This window comes from Noviherbaspirillum suwonense (genome assembly GCF_900182955.1).
Taxonomy (GTDB): domain Bacteria; phylum Pseudomonadota; class Gammaproteobacteria; order Burkholderiales; family Burkholderiaceae_D; genus Noviherbaspirillum_A; species Noviherbaspirillum_A suwonense.
In genome coordinates, this window is the sequence record NZ_FXUL01000004.1 from 203,909 (window position 1) to 220,580 (window position 16,672).

A 16,672-nucleotide genomic window follows, 5' to 3' on the forward strand; every position below is an offset into this window, starting at 1 on the left:
CGTGCGAGGGGCAAAGAGGCTGCGGCGGGCGGGAACGCGATGCGCCCCGCGGCTTCCGCGCCGTCATTCTTCAATAGAAACTCTGCGCCAGCGAGCCGATCAGCAGCTGCCAGCCATCGACCAGCACGAACAGCATCAGCTTGAACGGCAATGACACGATGGACGGCGACACCATCATCATGCCCATCGACATCAGCACGCTGGCCACCACCATGTCGATGATCAGGAAGGGGATGAAGATCGCGAAGCTGATCTGGAACGCGGTCTTGAGCTCGCTGGTGATGAAGGCCGGCACCAGCACCCGCAGCGGCACGTCCTCCGGGCCCTGGAGCTGCGCGCTGTTGGACAGCTTCACATACAGCGCCAGGTCCGACTGCCGGGTCTGCTTCATCATGAATTCCTTCAGCGGGCCGACGCCGGTGTCGAGCGCCTGCGTCATCGTGATCCGGTTTTCCGACAGTGGCAGGTAGGCGTCGGTATAGATCTTGTCCAGCACCGGGCCCATCACGAACAGCGACAGGAACAGCGCCAGGCCGACCATCACCTGGTTGGGCGGCGCGGTCTGCGTGCCCAGCGCCTGGCGCAGCAGCGACAGCACGATGATGATGCGGGTGAAGCTGGTCATCATCAGCAGCGCCGCCGGCAGGAAGGTCAGGCCGGTCAGCAGCAGCATGGTCTGCAGGCTAAGCGTGTAATTCTGTCCGCCGTTGGCGGCGGGGGTGCTGGTCAGCGCCGGCAGGCCCTGGGCCTGCGCGCACAGCGGCAGCAGCGCGGCCGCGATCACAAGGCCGCGTGCGGCCCACTTAGTTTGCATTGCGTTTCTCTATCGTTTGCTTCAGCCATGCGCTGAAATTGGGAGCGCCGGCGGCAGCCTGCGCTGCGGGCTGCTCCTGGCGCGGCATGCTGGCCAGCGTGTTGACCTGGCCGGGAGCGACGCCGATGACGATCCACTGGTCGGCCACTTCCACCACCATCACGCGCTCGCGGTTGCCGACGGACACGCCGCCGACGATCTTCACCACCGAGCCCGGCGCGAAGCGGCCGCCGCCCAGGCGCTTGAGGAACCACAGCGCGCCGGCCAGCAGGCCCAGCACCACCAGCAGGCCGAACACCACCTGCAGCAGGCTGCCGGCCGAACCCGGTGCGCTCGTGACCGGGGCTGGCGCCGCCGCCGGCGCGGCGGACCCGAGGGCAGGGCGCTGGGCGGGAGCCGCCGGCGTCGGCACCGGCTGTGCAGTGACAGGCTGCGCCGTGTCGGCTTGCGCCGGCGCCGGCTGCACGGCAACAGGCTGCGTCGTAGCCGGCTGCACGGTAACAGGCTGCGCCGTCGCAGCCGGATCGGCGGCCACGGCCGTGCCTGCCGCCAGGGCCAGGCTCAGCAGCAGCGCGCGTGCGGTCGTCATTTGTTGAGTTTGCGGATGCGTTCGGACGGCGTGATGATGTCGGTCAGGCGGATGCCGAACTTGTCGTTGACCACCACCACTTCGCCCTGCGCGATCAGGCAGCCGTTGACCAGCACGTCCATCGGCTCGCCGGCCAGGCCGTCCAGCTCCACCACCGAGCCCTGCGCCAGTTGCAGCAGGTTCTTGATCGCGATCTTGGTGCGTCCGAGTTCGACCGTCAGCTGCACCGGGATGTCCAGGATGAAGTCGATGTCGTTGTGGGTGCTGCGGCTGCCGCCGCTGGAAAACTCCTGGAAGATGCTGGCGCCGGCGGTCTGCGCGCGCAGCGCGTTTTCCTCGGCCTGCGCCTGCTCGGCGATCGCGGCGCCCCAGTCATCCTCGGCGATGATCTGGGTGGTGGGGTCATTGGACATGTTCATCTCCTGGCATTACTTCATGTGAGCTGTTGATCATGCGTTCGACGCGCAGCGCGTACTGGCCGTTGATTTTGCCATAGGTGCATTCCATTACCGGCACGCCGTCGACCTTGGCTTCCACCGTCGGGGCCAGCGCGAACGGGATCACGTCGCCCGCCTTCATGTTGAGGATGGCGCCCAGCGTGGTGCGGGCTTCGCCCAGGTCCACGATCAGCTCCACCTCGGCGCTCTGGATCTGCTGCGTCATCAGGCGGATCCAGCGCTTGTCCACTTCCAGCGTCTCGCCCTGGATGCTGCTGGTCAGCAGGTCGCGTATCGGCTCGATCATCGAGTAGGGCATGCAGAAGTGCATTTCGCCGCTGACCGGGCCGAGCTCGATGGTGAACGTGGTCGCCACCACCACTTCGTTCGGCGTGGCGATGTTGGTGAACTGGGTATTCATCTCGGAGCGGATGTACTCGAATTCGATCGGGTACACCGGCTCCCATGACTTCGCATACGACTCGAAGACGATGTTCAGTATCCGGTGGATGATGCGCTGCTCGGTCTGGGTGAAGTCGCGGCCCTCGACCCGGGTGTGGAACCGTCCATCGCCGCCGAACAGGTTGTCGACCATCAGGAACACCAGGTTCGGGTCGAGCACCATCAGCGCCGTGCCGCGCAGCGGCTTCATGTGCACCAGGTTCAGGTTGGTCGGCACCACCAGGTTGCGGATGAATTCGCTGTACTTGGAAACCCGCACCGGGCCGATCGACACCTCGGCGCTGCGGTGCAGGAAGTTGAACAGGCCGATCCGCAGCAGCCGCGCAAAGCGCTCGTTGATGATCTCGAGCGTCGGCATGCGGCCGCGGACGATGCGTTCCTGGGTCGCCAGGTTGTAGGGCCGTACGCTGGAGCTGTCGACCTGCGTGCTTATTTCGTCGATGTCTCCGCTGACGCCCTTCAGGAGGGCGTCGACTTCATCCTGCGACAGAAAATTTTCGGCCATGGCTTTACTGAATGACGAAAGCGGTGAAGAAGACGTCGGTCACTTCCAGCGGCTGCGCGCCCTTGGCAAACGGCTGCGTCAGCTGCTCGATGATTTCCTTGGCCAGCTTGTTCTTGCCGTCCACCGTGGCAATGTCGGCGCCGCGCTTGCTCGACAGCAGCAGCAGCACGCGGCTGCGGACCTGCGGCAGGTAGAGCTTGATCGCGTCGACGTCGGCCTGGCTGCCGACCTTCAGCGTGAATGCGGTCTGCAGGAACTGTTCGCCGCCATCGGCCTGCAGGTTGACGGTGAACGGGTCCATCTGCGCAAAGACGGGCGGCGCCGCCGGGTTGGGCTTGGCATGCGCCGCCTTTTCAGTCGTCTCGCCCTTGTGGCCCATGAAATACCAGGCGCCGCCGCCGCCGCCGGCGGCCAGCACCAGCGCGCCGATGATGATGAACATCTTGCTCTTGGATTTCTTGCCTTCCGCGGCCGCGGGGGCCGCGGCGGCTTTCGAGGTTGCCATTTCTGTTCCTTGGGTTGCAATGAGAATTGCAGCCATTATCGAAAAGAACGGCCCGGCGGGATGCGGAGATTAACGGGGGGATAGTCGCGCATATCGTGGCTTCGCGACTGAAATGACAAGGTGCGGCGCCGGCGGCCGGCGGCGCACCCCTGAACGGCTACTTCTTGGGCTGGTAAATCTTGTCGAATTCGCCACCGTCGTCGAAGTGCTTCTTCTGCGCGGCGTCCCAGCCGCCGAACACCGCGTCGACCGTGAACAGCTTGACCGGGCGGAACGACTCGGCATGCTTCTTCAGCACCGCTTCCGAGCGCGGACGGAAGAAATGCTGGGCGATGACTTCCTGCGCCGGCTCGGTGTACAGGTATTGCAGGTAGGCGGTGGCCTGCTTGCGGATGCCCTTGCGGTCGACCACCTTGTCGACCACCGCGACCGGCGATTCGGCCAGGATGGACGTGGTCGGGTAGACGATGTCGAAGTTCTGGCCCATTTCCTTCTTCACCAGCTGCACTTCGTTTTCGAAGGTGACCAGCACGTCGCCGATTTCACGCTGGGTGAAGGTGGTGGTGGCGGCGCGTCCGCCCGAGTCCAGCACCGGCACGTTCTTGAAGATCTTCGTCACCAGCTCGCGCGCCTGGGCTTCGTTGCCGCCTTTCTGCAGCACCGAGCCCCAGGCGGCGAGATAGGTGTAGCGGCCGTTCCCCGCGGTCTTCGGGTTCGGGATGACGACCTTCACGTCCGGCTTGGCCAGGTCGTCCCAGTCCTTGATGCCCTTGGGATTGCCCTTGCGGACCAGGTAGACCATGGTCGAATAGAAAGGCGCGGCATTGTTCGGGAATTTCTTGCTCCAGTCGGCGGGCAGCAGGCCGCGCTTGGCGAGCATGTCGATGTCATTGGCCTGGTTCATCGTGACGACCGACGCTTCCAGGCCGTCGGCCACGGCGCGCGCCTGCTTGCTGGAGCCGCCGTGCGACTGGTTGATGACCAGGGTCTCGCCGGTCTGCTTCTTCCAGTCGGCGATGAAGAGGGGATTGATGTCCTTGAACAGTTCCCGCGCGACGTCGTAGGAAACATTGAGCAGCGTGGTGTCGGCGCGGGCCGGCGCGGCAACGCCGAGCGTCAGCGCGACGGCGGCCAGGCCGGCGATGCCGGCAAGCTTGCCGCGCAGCGTGCGCAGCAGCGGCGCGCCATGGTCTGCGCCGTCACGGCGGCGGATTGCGAAGGTGGACATTGCCTCTCCTGAAATGAATTGAGGCGCGTATTGTGCCAAAAATCGGCGCTGCGCATCGGCCCGGCTGGATGCCGATGCGAATCTTGCCTCCAAGGTATACTCGCCGGCTCGCCATCAAGACGTCCGGAAAGAAAGTTTCAATGCCCGACCCCGCTCCAGAACGCGCCGCCAGCCTGTTGCGCCAGCCCAGCTTCACCTTCTACCTGCTGGCCCGCGTGCTGGGCACGCTGGCCGTCCAGATGCAGAGCGTGGCCATCGGCTGGCAGGTCTACGAACTGACCGGCAGCCTGGTGGACCTCGGCCTGATCGGCCTGGCGCAGTTCGCGCCGTTCTTCCTGCTCATCCTGATCGCCGGCCATGTCGCCGACCGCTACGACCGCCGCCTGATCATCCTGCTGTGCCTGGCAACGCAGCTGCTGTGTGGCGCCTTGCTGTTCGCGCTGACCTTCAGCGGGCTGCGCGAGGTCTGGCCGGTGTTCGCGGTGCTGGTGCTGTTCGGCAGCGCGCGCGCCTTCATGATGCCGGCTACCCAGGCCATCCTGATCAATCTCGTGCCGCCGGCCAGCTTCAGCCGCGCGGTTGCCCTCAGTTCCTCCACCTTCCATGTGGCGGTGATCGCCGGGCCGGTGCTGGGCGGGCTGCTGTACCTGGCCGGCCCCAAGGTGGTGTACGGCATCGTCGCCGGGCTGCTGCTGGTGTCGGTCGCGCTGATGTCGCTGACCCGCACGCTGACGCGGCAGAACGGCGGCCGCGAACCGGTGTCCTGGCACAGCCTGCTCGAAGGGCTGCGCTTCGTGCGCTCCCGCCCCGTGGTGCTGGGCGCGATCTCGCTCGACCTGTTCGCGGTGCTGTTCGGCGGCGCCACCGCGCTGCTGCCGGCGCTGGCGCGGGACGTGCTGCATGCCGGCCCCGGCGCGCTCGGCCTGCTGCGCATGGCGCCCGGCGTCGGCGCGGCGCTGACGTCGGCCGTGCTGGCCTACCGGCCGATCACGCGCCGGGTGGGGCTATGGATGTTCGGCGGCGTTGCGCTCTACGGCTTCGGCACCGTGGTGCTCGGCCAGTCGGCATGGCTGCCGCTGTCGCTGGCGGCGCTGGCGCTGATGGGCGCCGGCGACATGGTCAGCGTCTACGTGCGGCACATGCTGGTGCAGCTGGAAACGCCGGACGCGATCCGCGGCCGGGTCAGCGCGGTCAACTCGGTGTTCATCGGCGCGTCGAACGAGCTGGGCGAATTCGAGTCGGGCATCACCGCGGGCTGGTTCGGCCTGGTGCCGGCGGTATTGCTGGGCGGCGTAGTGACGCTGGGCGTCACCGCGGCCTGGATGCGCATCTTCCCGGTGCTGCGGCGCATGGACCGGTTTCCGGGGGCGGTGGACCAGACCGCCAGGGGCAAATGAGCGCGGCCGGGCCGGAGGACGGCCCAGCCCCGTCCTCCGGCGTGTCGTCCGGCGTACCCGCGCTGCCGGCGACGCCGCTGCGCTTCATCCTGCATTTCGTCGCCAGCTACCCGTGGTGGTACCTGGCCATGCTGCTGTTCGAGACCGCCAACGTAACCTGCGGCATCCTGCTGCCCTATGCGCTGGGCCGCATCGTGAAGGGCGTGACGGCCAGCCCGGTGGCGTCGCCCGCGGTGGTCGACGCGCTGCACGGCCCGCTGCTGCTGTTCGTCGCGCTTTGCGCCGGCGAGCTGGTGTTCGGCCGGATCGCCGGTGGCATCCAGATCCGGATCGGCCCGCGCCAGCGGCAGAACGTGACGCGCACGCTGTTCCACTACCTCCAGCACCATTCGCATCGTTATTTCAGCAACAGTTTCGCCGGCTCGCTCGCGCATCGCGTCAGCGAGACCGCGCTGGGCGTGGTGCAGGCGCTCTGGTCGCTGCTGACCGAATTCTGGCCCATCGCGATCGTGCTGACCGTGTCCATCGTGCTGATGTCCCGCGCGCATGTGCAGCTGGGCCTGTTCGTGTCGCTGTGGGCGGTCTTGTTTATCGGCCTGTCCTACCTGCTGGCGCGGCGTTCGCGGCCGCTGGCAATCAATGCATCCGCCGCCCGCAGCGACACCACCGGCAAGGTGGTCGACTCGGTCACCAATCTTTCCAGCACCCGGCTGTTCGCCCGGCTCGGCTTCGAACGGCAGCTGCTCGACGAGGCGCAGGTGACCGAGATGGCGGCGCTGCGGCTGTCGAACCGCTACAACGAGCGGGTGCGCTGGTTCCAGTTCGGCGCGGCGGCGGTGCTGAAGGCCGGCATCCTGTATTACGCGCTGACGCTCTGGAGCCGCGGCGAGATCGGCGTCGGCGACTTCGTGATGGCGGTCAGCCTGGGGCTGATGATCATCAACGAGGCGCGCAACCTGTCGCGCCGCTTCCTGGAATTCTTCGAGTACATCGGCAATGTCGCCAACGGCGTGCACAGCATCGTCCAGCCGCATGAGCTGGTCGATGCGCCGGGCGCGGTCGCCGCGCGGGTGCGGGCAGGGCGCATCGAGTTCAGGGACGTCGCTTTCGGCTACGATCCGGCGCGCCCGGTGTTCGACGGCCTCAACGTGACCGTGGAGGCCGGCCAGCGGGTAGGGCTGGTCGGCTTCTCCGGCTCCGGCAAGTCCACCTTCGTGAACCTGCTGCTGCGCCTGTACGACGTGCAGCGCGGCGCCGTCCTGGTCGATGGCGTCGACGTCCGGGGCATGACCCAGGATGCGCTGCATGAGCAGCTGAGCCTGATACCGCAGGACCCGAGCCTGTTCCACCGCAGCCTGATGGACAACATCCGCTATGGCCGGCTGGATGCGAGCGACGACGAGGTCATGGCTGCCGCTGCCCAGGCGCATGCGCATGCGTTCATCATGCAGGCGCCGGAGGCCTATGACGCGATGGTCGGCGAGCGCGGCGTCAAGCTGTCCGGCGGCCAGCGCCAGCGCATCGCGATCGCCCGCGTCATCCTGAAAAACGCGCCGGTGCTGATCCTCGACGAGGCCACGTCCAGCCTGGACTCGGTGACCGAGGACGCGATCCAGACTACGCTGGAGGAAGTCATGCGCGGCAAGACGGTCATCGTGGTCGCGCACCGGCTGTCCACCATCGCGCACCTGGACCGCATCCTGGTGTTCGACGAGGGCCGCATCGTCGAGGACGGCAGCCACCAGGCGCTGCTGGCGCGGCGCGGCGTCTACTGGCAGTTATGGAGCCGGCAGGCCGGCGGCTTCCTGCCGGACCGGCGGGCGGCATCCTGATATCCCGGTCCGTATATGCGTTTTTCTTCTAACGACATGCAAATAAAATATTTTGCTTTATAACAACCGTATGTGATTATGCCGGCCTGTTAGTCGGACCGGTTATAAAGGATTTATGGACGTCGCCACCACACCGCCGGCGCAAAAGCGCGGCAATTTTCGGGTCATGCCCGGTTTCCACCTGTCGCTCGGCTTCACCATTTTCTACCTGAGCCTGGTGGTGCTGATCCCGTTGTCGGCCGTGTTCTTCAAGACCTTCACGATGACCTGGGAAGCGTTCTGGAGCGCGGTCACGTCGGACCGGGTGATGGCTTCCTACCGGCTGACGTTCGGCGCGTCGCTGATCGCCGCCGCGCTGAACGTGCTGTTCGGCGGCATCGTCGCCTGGGTGCTGGTGCGCTACCGCTTTCCCGGCAAGCGCATCATCGACGCGATGGTCGACCTGCCGTTCGCGCTGCCCACCGCGGTCGCCGGCATCGCGCTGACGGCGCTGTATTCCACCAACGGCTGGATCGGCCGCTACCTGGAGCCGCTGGGCATCAAGGTCGCGTTCACGCCGCTGGGCGTGGTGGTGGCGCTGACCTTCATCGGCCTGCCTTTCGTGGTGCGCACGGTCCAGCCGGTGCTGGAAGACGCCGAACGCGAACTGGAGGAAGCCGCGGCCAGCCTCGGCGCGAGCAACTGGCAGACCTTCACCCGCGTGATCTTCCCGACCATCCTGCCGGCGCTGCTGACCGGCTTCGCGCTGGCCTTCGCCCGCGCCACCGGCGAATACGGCTCGGTCATCTTCATCGCCGGCAACATGCCTATGGTGTCCGAGATCACGCCGCTGTTCATCATCACCAAGCTCGAGCAGTACGACTACGCCGGCGCCACCGCGATTGCGGTGGTCATGCTGCTGGCGTCCTTCCTGATGCTCCTGACCATCAACCTGTTGCAAGCCTGGACCCGCAAGCGCGGCCAGCCGGAGAAAATCTGATGTCCGCCGTCGCCACTCCCGCCACCGCGCCCGTGCCGCGCGTCGAGCCGGCCTACACGCCGTCCGCCATCGCCGAGCCGTTCTGGGTGCGCGCGCTGCTGATCACCGCGGCGCTGACCTTCATGACGCTGTTCCTGTTCGTGCCGCTGGTCGCGGTGTTCGTCGAGGCATTCAAGAAGGGCTGGCAGGTCTACCTGACGTCCATCACCGAGCCGGATGCGATTGCCGCGATCAAGCTGACGCTGCTGACCGCCGTCATCGCGGTGCCGCTGAACCTGGTGTTCGGCGTGGCCGCGTCCTGGGCCATCGCCAAGTTCGAATTCCGCGGCAAGAGCATATTGCTTACCCTGATCGACCTGCCGTTCTCGGTCTCGCCGGTGATCTCCGGCCTGATCTACGTGCTGCTGTTCGGCGCCCAGGGCTGGTTCGGCGAATGGCTGCAGGCGCATGACATCAAGATCCTGTTCGCGGTGCCCGGCATCGTGATCGCCACGGTCTTCATCACCTTTCCCTTCGTCGCCCGCGAGCTGATCCCGCTGATGCAGTCGCAGGGCAGCGAGGAAGAGGAAGCCGCGCTGGTGCTGGGCGCGTCGGGCTTCCGCACGTTCTGGCACGTGACCCTGCCCAACATCAAGTGGGGCCTGCTGTACGGCGTGATCCTGTGCAATGCCCGCGCGATGGGCGAGTTCGGCGCGGTGTCGGTGGTGTCCGGCCATATCCGCGGCCAGACCAACACCATCCCGCTGCAGGTCGAGATCCTCTACAACGAATACAACTTCGCCGCCGCCTTCGCCATCGCGTCGCTGCTGGCGCTGCTGGCCCTCGTCACGCTGGCGCTGAAGAGCTTTATTGAATGGCGGTTGCACCATGCCATGTCGTCCACCGATCAGGAGTAATCACCGTGGCCATCGAAGTCAGAAATATCAACAAGCGCTTTGGCAACTTCGTCGCGCTCAACAATGTGTCGCTCAGCTTCAAGCCGGGCGAACTGACCGCGCTGCTCGGCCCCTCGGGCTGCGGCAAGACCACGCTGCTGCGCATCATCGCCGGCCTGGAACGGCCCGACAGCGGCCAGGTCTTGCTGGACAATGAAGACGCGTCCGAGCGCCATGTCCGCGAGCGGCAGGTCGGTTTCGTGTTCCAGCATTACGCGCTGTTCAAGCACATGACCGTGTTCGAGAACATTGCCTTCGGCCTGCGCGTCAAGCCGCGCTCGGAGCGTCCGTCGGAAGCGCAGATCAAGGCGCGCGTCCACCAGCTGCTGGAACTGGTGCAGCTGGACTGGCTGGCCGACCGTTATCCGCCGCAGCTGTCGGGCGGCCAGCGGCAGCGCATTGCGCTGGCGCGGGCGCTGGCGGTCGAGCCCAAGGTGCTGCTGCTGGACGAGCCGTTCGGCGCGCTCGACGCCAAGGTCCGCAAGGAACTGCGGCGCTGGCTGCGCCGGCTGCATGACGAGCTGCATGTGACCAGCATCTTCGTCACCCACGACCAGGAAGAGGCGCTCGAGGTGGCCGACCGCATCGTGCTGATGAACAAGGGAAATATCGAGCAGGTCGGCTCGCCGGCCGACGTCTACAACCAGCCGGCGTCGCCCTTCGTCTACGGCTTCCTCGGCAACGTCAACCTGTTCCGCGGCCGGGTGCATGAAGGCGTGCTGGAAGCCGATGGCGTCACCTTCGACGCGCCCGAGCATGGCGGCGCGAAGGACGCCAAGGGCACCGGCTTCGTCCGTCCGCATGACATCGAGATCGACCGCTACCTGCCCGACATCGACAGCGACGGCATCGTCGCCGTGATCCGCCGCGCGCATGCGATCGGGCCGCTGGCGCAGCTGGACCTGCAGCGCGAGGACAACGGCGACCTGCTGGAAGCCGTGGTGCCGAGCGAGCGCTATGCCGAGCTTGGCGTGGCCGAGGGCGACCGCCTGGTGGTGCGGCCCAAGCGGCTGCGCATCTTCGTCGACGAAGCGGTCTGACATCCATCCGGGGCAAGGGCGATGAACTTCCAGCAACTGCGCTCGATCCGCGAAGCCACGCGGCGCGGCTACAACCTGACCGAGGTCGCCAATGCACTGTTTACGTCGCAGCCCGGCGTGTCCCGCCAGATACGGGAGCTGGAGGAAGAGCTGGGCGTCGAGATTTTCGAGCGCAACGGCAAGCGGCTGACCGGCCTCACCAGTCCCGGCAAGGACATCCTGCGCATCATCGACCGGCTGCTGCTGGAAGCGGAAAACCTGCAGCAGGCCGGGCAGGAATACTCGGGCGTCAAGCGCGGCACGCTGACCATCGCAACGACCCACACCCAGGCGCGCTACGTGCTGCCGAAAGCGGTGCAGAGCTTCCGCGCGGCATTCCCGGATGTGCGGATCGCGCTTCAGCAAAGCTCGCCCGAACATATCGCCGAGTGGGTGTTGTCCGGGAAGGCCGATATCGGCATCGCGACCGAGGGCCTGAGCCAGTTCGACGACCTGGTGTCCTTCCCGTGCTACCAGTGGCATCACGCGGTGGTCGTGCCGGAAGGGCATCCGCTGCTGGCCGCCGGCAAGCTCACGCTGGCGCAGCTGGCCGAGTATCCGCTCATTACCTATGACATTGGATTCACCGGCCGCAGCCACATCGACGATGCGTTCCGCGAGGCCGGCACCGCCACCGACATCGTGCTGACAGCGATGGACTCCGACGTGATCCAGCAGTATGTCGCGCTGGGCATGGGCGTGGGCATCGTGGCGTCGATGGCGATCGAGCAGAGCCGGCATGCCGGGTTGAAGCCGGTCGACGCCAGCCACCTGTTCGCGCCGAACGTGACCCGGCTGGCGGTGAGAAGGGCCGCTTACCTGCGGTCGTACACGGTGGATTTCATCCTGCAATTCGCGCCGACGCTGACGCGGGCGGATATCGATACGGCGCTGGGCGGGGCGGGCGGGTAAGCGTCGGCCGTCCGAGCGGCGTCGAGTATCCTTATTTCGCCTTATTTCGCGCCGTGGCCGCGCAGCGCATCCGCGCATTCCCGTATCAGCGCCGGCCCACGGTAGATCAGGCCGCTATATAACTGCACCAGCGCCGCGCCCGCGTCCATCTTCGCCCGCGCATCTGCGCCCGACAGGATGCCGCCGACACCGATGATGGGCAGCGCGTCGCCCAGTTCGGCCTTCAGCGCCCGGATCACCTGGTTGGAAGCGTCGAACACCGGCGCGCCGGACAGCCCCCCGGCTTCGTCCGCATGCGGCATGCCCTTCACCGCGTCCCGCGAGATGGTCGTGTTGGTCGCAATCACGCCGTCGAACCGGTGCCGCAGCAACGCGTCCGCGATGTTCTTCACCTGCTCGCCATCGACGTCCGGCGCGATCTTCAGCGCGATCGGCACGTAGCGCTTGTGCTTGCCCGCCAGGCGCTGCTGCGCGTCCTTCAGCGTGGACAGCAGCGCGTCGAGCTCGGACGCGCCCTGCAGCTGGCGCAGGTTCTTCGTGTTCGGCGACGAAATGTTGACCGTCACATAGCTGGCGTAGGGATACACCTTTTCCAGGCACAGCAGGTAGTCGTCGGCGGCCCGCTCGATCGGCGTATCGGCATTCTTGCCGATGTTCAGCCCCAGCACGCCTTCCTTTTCGCGGTAGAACTTCGATGCCTGCACGTTGCGCACGAACGCATCGACGCCGCCATTGTTGAAACCCATGCGGTTGATGATCGCGCTGGCTTCGGGCAGGCGGAACATCCGCGGCTTCGGGTTGCCGGGCTGCGCGCGCGGCGTCACGGTGCCGATCTCGATGAAGCCGAAACCCAGCGCCGCCAGCCCGTCGATATAGGCGCCGTCCTTGTCCAGCCCGGCGGCCAGGCCGACCGGATTCGGAAACGTAATGCCCATCACCGTGCGCGGATCGGGCCGGGGACGGCGCAGTATCCGGGTCAGGCCCAGTCCGGCCGCGCGGCGCAGCGCCGGCAGGGTCAGGTTGTGGGCTTCTTCGGCGTCGAGGGAAAACAGCAGCGGGCGGGCGAGGGCGTAGAGGAGTTTGTCGGACACGGTAGGGACGGGAAATTTGCGCGAGCGCTATTGTAGCCCGCGCGCTCCCGGCCTCACATCTCCGCCCAGGCGCCGTTGCGCAGCGCCTCGATCGGCCTGAAGTTGATCTTGTAGGCCATCTTCGGGCTTTTTTCGATCCAGTAGCCGAGGTAGACGTAGGGCATGTTCAGCGTCTTGGCCTGGGCGATCTGCCACAGCACGTTGTAGGTGCCGAAGCTCGCGCCTTCCACGTCCGGGTCGTAGAAGGTATAGACCGAGGACAGGCCGTCTTCCAGTACGTCGATGATGCTGACCATGACCAGCGTGCCGTCCGGCTCGCGAAACTCCGCCAGCCGGGTATTGACCTTGCTCTGCAGCAGGAACTGCGCGTACTGGTCGCGGCTGTCCTGGTCCATGCCGCCGCCGGCATGCCGCGCCGACTGGTAGCGCAGGTAGAGGTCGTAATGCTCGTGCACGTAGGCCAGGTTGGTGATCAGCACTTGCAGATGGCCATGCCGCTGCGCGGCGCGGCGCTGGCTGCGGTTGGGCCGGAAGTGCCAGGCGTTGACGCGCACCGGCGTGCAGGCCTGGCAGCCGTCGCAATACGGCCGGTAGGTGAAAATGCCGCTGCGGCGAAAACCGTTTTTAACCAGTTCCGAGTAGACATCGGCATTGATCAGGTGGGACGGTGTGGCGACCTGCGAGCGAGCCTGCCGGTGTTCGAGATAGCTGCACGGGTAGGGCGCTGTGGCATAGAACTGCAAGGTTGAAAAGGGAAGGTCTTTTAGATGCGTCATCGTGCAAACCGGTTTGACAACAAATCGACGTTTCAATGTACACCGATGGTCAGCCTGAAGCAAAAAATTCAGGCCGGCGCTTGCACCGGATCGACTGGCCGCCAATCGGAGATCGGCGGCAGCTTCACAGCGGACGAAAGGTGCGCCATGAATTCAGCGCGGGAAATCGGCGTTGCGCCCAGCGAGGCAAGGTGTTCTGTCTCCTGCTGACAATCGACCATCGTAACGCCATTGAGTTTCAGGAAATGCACAAGATAGGCGAGCGCGACCTTGGATGCATCGGTCTCGCGGGCGAACATCGACTCTCCATAAAACATGCGGCCTATCGATACGCCATAGGCGCCGCCTACCAGTTCGCCATCCCGCCATAATTCCGCCGAATGCGCATGGCCGCTGGCATGCAGGCCGGCGTAGCCCTGGACGATGTCCTCGGAAATCCAGGTGCCCGCGCCGTCCCGGCGGGGCGCTGCACAGGCGCGGACCACCCGTTCGAACGCCGAATCGAACCGGACCTGGTAAGGCCCGCCGGCTTCCCGGCTTTTCTGGATGCGGCGCAGGGTCTTGCGCAGGCTGGGAGAAATCTTGAAGCGCTCGGTGTAGAGCACCATGCGCGGGTCCGTGCTCCACCAGAGTATCGGCTGGCCTTCCGAGTACCACGGGAAGATGCCGCGCTGGTAGGCCTGCAGCAGCCGCCAGGGCGACAGGTCGGCGCCCGCCGCCAGCAGCCCGGGCGCGCCGTCGGCCTCGGTCAATGCCTGCGATACGTCGGGGAACGGGGTGCTTCTATCCAGCCAGGGAATCATCTTGCCTCACATTTGCACTGAAACGGCGCCCCTCGATGGTGCGCGGCGGATGGACGAGCTCGGCCAGCCAAAAATATTTCCTTATCTTTCAATGACTTGAAAATTTGCACCAAATTGGAATGGTTTTTGCTTTTTCCCACCGTCAATTGATAAAAATCGCACTAAAATTGGGAGTTGTTGCATGGAAGCCTATAAGCACAGTACCGACACACTCTTCATCCTGCTCGGCGCCATCATGATTCTTGCGATGCATGCCGGCTTCGCCTTCCTCGAACTCGGCACCGTGCGGCGCAAGAACCAGGTCAATGCGCTGGTCAAAATCTTAGTCGATTTTGCCATTTCAACCATTGCCTATTTCTTCGTGGGCTACAGCGTCGCCTATGGCGTGACCTTCTTCACCGACGCGCCGAGCCTGGCGCAGCGCGGCGGCTTCGAACTCGTGAAGTTCTTTTTCCTGCTGACCTTCGCGGCGGCGATCCCGGCCATCATCTCGGGCGGCATCGCCGAACGTGCGCGCTTCCACCCGCAGTCGATCGCCACCGCGCTGCTGGTCGGCCTGCTTTATCCGCTGTTCGAAGGTATCGCGTGGAACCAGCGTTTCGGCATCCAGGCCGGCCTCGCATCGCTGTTCGGCGCCGAATTCCATGACTTCGCCGGCTCGGTCGTCGTCCATGCATTCGGCGGCTGGGCCGCGCTGCCGGCCGTGCTGCTGCTCGGCGCGCGCCGCGGCCGGTATGCCAAGGACGGGGCGATTGCCGCGCATCCGCCGTCGAGCATTCCCTTCCTGGCGCTCGGCGCATGGATATTGACGGTCGGCTGGTTCGGCTTCAACGTGATGAGCGCGCAGACGCTGGACAAGATCAATGGCCTGGTCGCGATGAATTCGCTGATGGCCATGGCCGGCGGCACGCTGGTGGCCGTCATCATGGGCAAGAACGACCCGGGTTTCGCGTACAACGGCCCGCTGGCCGGCCTGGTCGCCATCTGCGCCGGCTCGGACCTGATGCATCCGCTTGGTGCACTGGCGACCGGCGGCATCGCCGGGGCGATCTTCGTATGGACGTTCACGCTTACCCAGAACAAGTGGAAGATCGACGACGTGCTGGGCGTATGGCCGCTGCACGGGCTGTGCGGAACCTGGGGCGGCATCGCGGCCGGCATCTTCGGCTCGACCGCGCTGGGCGGCGTCGGCGGCGTGTCCCTGATGTCGCAGCTGGCCGGCACGCTGCTCGGCGTCACCATCGCCGTGTCGGGCAGCCTGCTGATCTACGGCCTGCTGAAGAAAACCCTGGGCCTGCGGCTGGACCCGGAAGAGGAATTCAACGGCGCCGACCTGTCCATACACCGGATCTCGGCATCGCCCGAGCGGGAGACCAACTGGTGACGGGCAGGCGGCCCGCAGCGCGCAGTCTCAGGTCTGCCGCATCGGCTTGTTGATGTCGCGGGTGTGAAACCGGAAATCGCCTTCGCCATTGCGGATGCGGGCGAGGTCCTCGAACAGAAAACGCAGCGTGTGGCTGATGGTTGGAAAGGCGATCTCGTCCCACGGGATCTCCGCTTCGGAAAACAGCTTCACTTCCAGGCTTTCGACGCCGGCCAGGTAGTCGAGGTCGAGCAGGGTGGCGAGGTAGAACATGTGCACCTGGTGCACGTGCGGCACGTTCAGCAGCGAGAAAAGCTGGTGCAGTTCGATGCGCGCGCCGGCTTCCTCCTCGGTTTCCCGGCCGGCCGCCTCGGACGTGGTCTCGCCGTTTTCCATGAAGCCGGCCGGCAGCGTCCAGTAGCCGTAGCGCGGCTCGATCGCGCGGCGGCAGAGCAGCACGCGGGTCTCGCCATCGGCTTTCCAGAGGGGAACCGAGCCGACCACCATATTGGGATTCTGGTAATGGATCGTCCCGCATTGCGTGCAGACGTAGCGCAGCCGAGTGTCATCCGGCGGGATTATCTGGGTTACCGGATGCGCGCATTCTGAGCAGAATTTCATGGAAAAAATGGGTAGTGTGGACGAGCGCCGAGTGTAACACCGCCTCCCCGGCTGTTCGCGATTTGCAATTGACGCAACCAGCCTGTATAGTTCACATCTTCAGACGCGGGGTGGAGCAGTCTGGCAGCTCGTCGGGCTCATAACCCGAAGGTCGTAGGTTCAAATCCTGCCCCCGCAACCAGTTTTACGAAAGGCCCGCATTCATGCGGGCCTTTCTGTTTTTGCCGATCGCATTTGATGCGATCCGCCTCCAGCGCCCGGCGGCATTGCGGTTTTCCTGCCGCGCTGCCTAGACTGCATTGCCTGCGCCGCGCATCCTGCCGGCGCCACTTCCACCTCCACCG

The 16,672-nt window shown here is 65.5% G+C and carries 17 protein-coding genes and 1 tRNA gene; 8 read left to right on the forward strand and 10 right to left on the reverse strand.

Features of this window, described 5'->3' with window-relative positions; genetic code table 11:
* Nucleotides 1-70: 70 nt before the first annotated feature.
* The 6 genes from fliP to QOL82_RS08275 form a co-directional block, all read right to left on the reverse strand.
* Entirely contained in the window at nt 71-814 is a 744-nt protein-coding gene (fliP, locus tag QOL82_RS08250) for a flagellar type III secretion system pore protein FliP (protein ID WP_283441770.1), read from the reverse strand.
* On the reverse strand, nt 804-1,403 hold the full coding sequence (fliO, locus tag QOL82_RS08255) for a flagellar biosynthetic protein FliO (protein ID WP_283441771.1): 600 nt from the start codon (nt 1,401-1,403) through the stop codon (nt 804-806). Before fliO ends, fliP begins: the two co-directional genes overlap by 11 nt.
* Entirely contained in the window at nt 1,400-1,816 is a 417-nt protein-coding gene (fliN, locus tag QOL82_RS08260; protein WP_283441772.1) for a flagellar motor switch protein FliN, read from the reverse strand. The genes fliO and fliN overlap by 4 nt, the downstream gene beginning before the upstream one ends.
* A complete protein-coding gene (gene fliM / locus QOL82_RS08265) occupies nt 1,806-2,807 on the reverse strand; it encodes a flagellar motor switch protein FliM (RefSeq protein WP_283441773.1) in 1,002 nt (333 codons plus the stop codon). Before fliM ends, fliN begins: the two co-directional genes overlap by 11 nt.
* Nucleotides 2,808-2,811: 4 nt before the next feature.
* The gene (gene fliL / locus QOL82_RS08270) at nt 2,812-3,312 is read right to left on the reverse strand and encodes a flagellar basal body-associated protein FliL (protein ID WP_283441774.1); all 501 of its coding nucleotides are present in this window, start codon (nt 3,310-3,312) and stop codon (nt 2,812-2,814) included.
* Nucleotides 3,313-3,469: 157 nt separating this feature from the next.
* On the reverse strand, nt 3,470-4,540 hold the full coding sequence (locus tag QOL82_RS08275) for a sulfate ABC transporter substrate-binding protein (protein ID WP_283441775.1): 1,071 nt from the start codon (nt 4,538-4,540) through the stop codon (nt 3,470-3,472).
* Between the two features lie 140 nt (nt 4,541-4,680).
* Here QOL82_RS08275 and QOL82_RS08280 point away from each other — a divergent pair, with 140 nt between their 5' ends.
* The 6 genes from QOL82_RS08280 (at nt 4,681) to QOL82_RS08305 (ending at nt 11,674) form a co-directional block, all read left to right on the forward strand.
* Nucleotides 4,681-5,937, forward strand: a complete 1,257-nt coding sequence (locus QOL82_RS08280) for an MFS transporter (RefSeq protein ID WP_283441776.1) — start codon at nt 4,681-4,683, stop codon at nt 5,935-5,937.
* Nucleotides 5,934-7,769: an ABC transporter ATP-binding protein gene (locus tag QOL82_RS08285; protein ID WP_283441777.1), complete on the forward strand. Its 1,836-nt coding sequence runs from the start codon at nt 5,934-5,936 to the stop codon at nt 7,767-7,769. Before QOL82_RS08280 ends, QOL82_RS08285 begins: the two co-directional genes overlap by 4 nt.
* 115 nt (nt 7,770-7,884) lie before the next feature.
* Nucleotides 7,885-8,748, forward strand: coding sequence for a sulfate ABC transporter permease subunit CysT (cysT, locus tag QOL82_RS08290; RefSeq protein ID WP_283441778.1), 864 nt, complete (start codon nt 7,885-7,887; stop codon nt 8,746-8,748).
* Entirely contained in the window at nt 8,748-9,644 is an 897-nt protein-coding gene (gene cysW, locus QOL82_RS08295) for a sulfate ABC transporter permease subunit CysW (protein ID WP_283441779.1), read from the forward strand. The genes cysT and cysW overlap by 1 nt, the downstream gene beginning before the upstream one ends.
* Before the next feature lie 5 nt (nt 9,645-9,649).
* Nucleotides 9,650-10,723: a sulfate/molybdate ABC transporter ATP-binding protein gene (locus QOL82_RS08300; protein WP_283441780.1), complete on the forward strand. Its 1,074-nt coding sequence runs from the start codon at nt 9,650-9,652 to the stop codon at nt 10,721-10,723.
* 21 nt (nt 10,724-10,744) lie between these two features.
* Complete coding sequence (locus QOL82_RS08305; protein ID WP_283441781.1) at nt 10,745-11,674, forward strand: CysB family HTH-type transcriptional regulator; 930 nt, start codon at nt 10,745-10,747, stop codon at nt 11,672-11,674.
* A 41-nt stretch (nt 11,675-11,715) separates the two neighbouring features.
* Here QOL82_RS08305 and QOL82_RS08310 read toward each other — a convergent pair whose 3' ends face one another.
* The 3 genes from QOL82_RS08310 to aat form a co-directional block, all read right to left on the reverse strand.
* Nucleotides 11,716-12,765, reverse strand: a complete 1,050-nt coding sequence (locus QOL82_RS08310) for a quinone-dependent dihydroorotate dehydrogenase (protein WP_283441782.1) — start codon at nt 12,763-12,765, stop codon at nt 11,716-11,718.
* A gap of 53 nt (nt 12,766-12,818) precedes the next feature.
* Nucleotides 12,819-13,541 carry an arginyltransferase gene (locus QOL82_RS08315; RefSeq protein WP_283441783.1) on the reverse strand — a complete coding sequence of 241 codons (723 nt, stop codon included), beginning with the start codon at nt 13,539-13,541 and terminating at the stop codon, nt 12,819-12,821.
* A gap of 68 nt (nt 13,542-13,609) precedes the next feature.
* Nucleotides 13,610-14,344, reverse strand: coding sequence for a leucyl/phenylalanyl-tRNA--protein transferase (gene aat / locus QOL82_RS08320; protein WP_283441784.1), 735 nt, complete (start codon nt 14,342-14,344; stop codon nt 13,610-13,612).
* A 181-nt stretch (nt 14,345-14,525) separates the two neighbouring features.
* On the opposite strand from aat, the gene QOL82_RS08325 reads away from it, so the two are divergent.
* A complete protein-coding gene (locus QOL82_RS08325) occupies nt 14,526-15,728 on the forward strand; it encodes an ammonium transporter (RefSeq protein ID WP_283441785.1) in 1,203 nt (400 codons plus the stop codon).
* A 27-nt stretch (nt 15,729-15,755) separates the two neighbouring features.
* Here the strand turns inward: QOL82_RS08325 and QOL82_RS08330 are convergent, their stop codons facing one another.
* Nucleotides 15,756-16,328, reverse strand: coding sequence for an NUDIX hydrolase (locus QOL82_RS08330; RefSeq protein ID WP_283441786.1), 573 nt, complete (start codon nt 16,326-16,328; stop codon nt 15,756-15,758).
* Between the two features lie 104 nt (nt 16,329-16,432).
* On the opposite strand from QOL82_RS08330, the gene QOL82_RS08335 reads away from it, so the two are divergent.
* Nucleotides 16,433-16,509, forward strand: a tRNA-Met gene (locus QOL82_RS08335).
* Nucleotides 16,510-16,672 lie beyond the last annotated feature (163 nt).

What these genes read in the sequence shown, in the direction of transcription:
- fliP (WP_283441770.1), bottom strand. Translation starts at nt 814, where the DNA reads ATGCAAACTAAGTGGGCCGCACGCGGCCTTGTGATCGCGGCCGCGCTG.
- fliO (WP_283441771.1), bottom strand. Translation starts at nt 1,403, where the DNA reads ATGACGACCGCACGCGCGCTGCTGCTGAGCCTGGCCCTGGCGGCAGGC.
- fliN (WP_283441772.1), bottom strand. Translation starts at nt 1,816, where the DNA reads ATGTCCAATGACCCCACCACCCAGATCATCGCCGAGGATGACTGGGGC.
- fliM (WP_283441773.1), bottom strand. Translation starts at nt 2,807, where the DNA reads ATGGCCGAAAATTTTCTGTCGCAGGATGAAGTCGACGCCCTCCTGAAG.
- fliL (WP_283441774.1), bottom strand. Translation starts at nt 3,312, where the DNA reads ATGGCAACCTCGAAAGCCGCCGCGGCCCCCGCGGCCGCGGAAGGCAAG.
- QOL82_RS08275 (WP_283441775.1), bottom strand. Translation starts at nt 4,540, where the DNA reads ATGTCCACCTTCGCAATCCGCCGCCGTGACGGCGCAGACCATGGCGCG.
- QOL82_RS08280 (WP_283441776.1), top strand. Translation starts at nt 4,681, where the DNA reads ATGCCCGACCCCGCTCCAGAACGCGCCGCCAGCCTGTTGCGCCAGCCC.
- QOL82_RS08285 (WP_283441777.1), top strand. Translation starts at nt 5,934, where the DNA reads ATGAGCGCGGCCGGGCCGGAGGACGGCCCAGCCCCGTCCTCCGGCGTG.
- cysT (WP_283441778.1), top strand. Translation starts at nt 7,885, where the DNA reads ATGGACGTCGCCACCACACCGCCGGCGCAAAAGCGCGGCAATTTTCGG.
- cysW (WP_283441779.1), top strand. Translation starts at nt 8,748, where the DNA reads ATGTCCGCCGTCGCCACTCCCGCCACCGCGCCCGTGCCGCGCGTCGAG.
- QOL82_RS08305 (WP_283441781.1), top strand. Translation starts at nt 10,745, where the DNA reads ATGAACTTCCAGCAACTGCGCTCGATCCGCGAAGCCACGCGGCGCGGC.
- QOL82_RS08315 (WP_283441783.1), bottom strand. Translation starts at nt 13,541, where the DNA reads ATGACGCATCTAAAAGACCTTCCCTTTTCAACCTTGCAGTTCTATGCC.
- aat (WP_283441784.1), bottom strand. Translation starts at nt 14,344, where the DNA reads ATGATTCCCTGGCTGGATAGAAGCACCCCGTTCCCCGACGTATCGCAG.
- QOL82_RS08325 (WP_283441785.1), top strand. Translation starts at nt 14,526, where the DNA reads ATGGAAGCCTATAAGCACAGTACCGACACACTCTTCATCCTGCTCGGC.
- QOL82_RS08330 (WP_283441786.1), bottom strand. Translation starts at nt 16,328, where the DNA reads ATGAAATTCTGCTCAGAATGCGCGCATCCGGTAACCCAGATAATCCCG.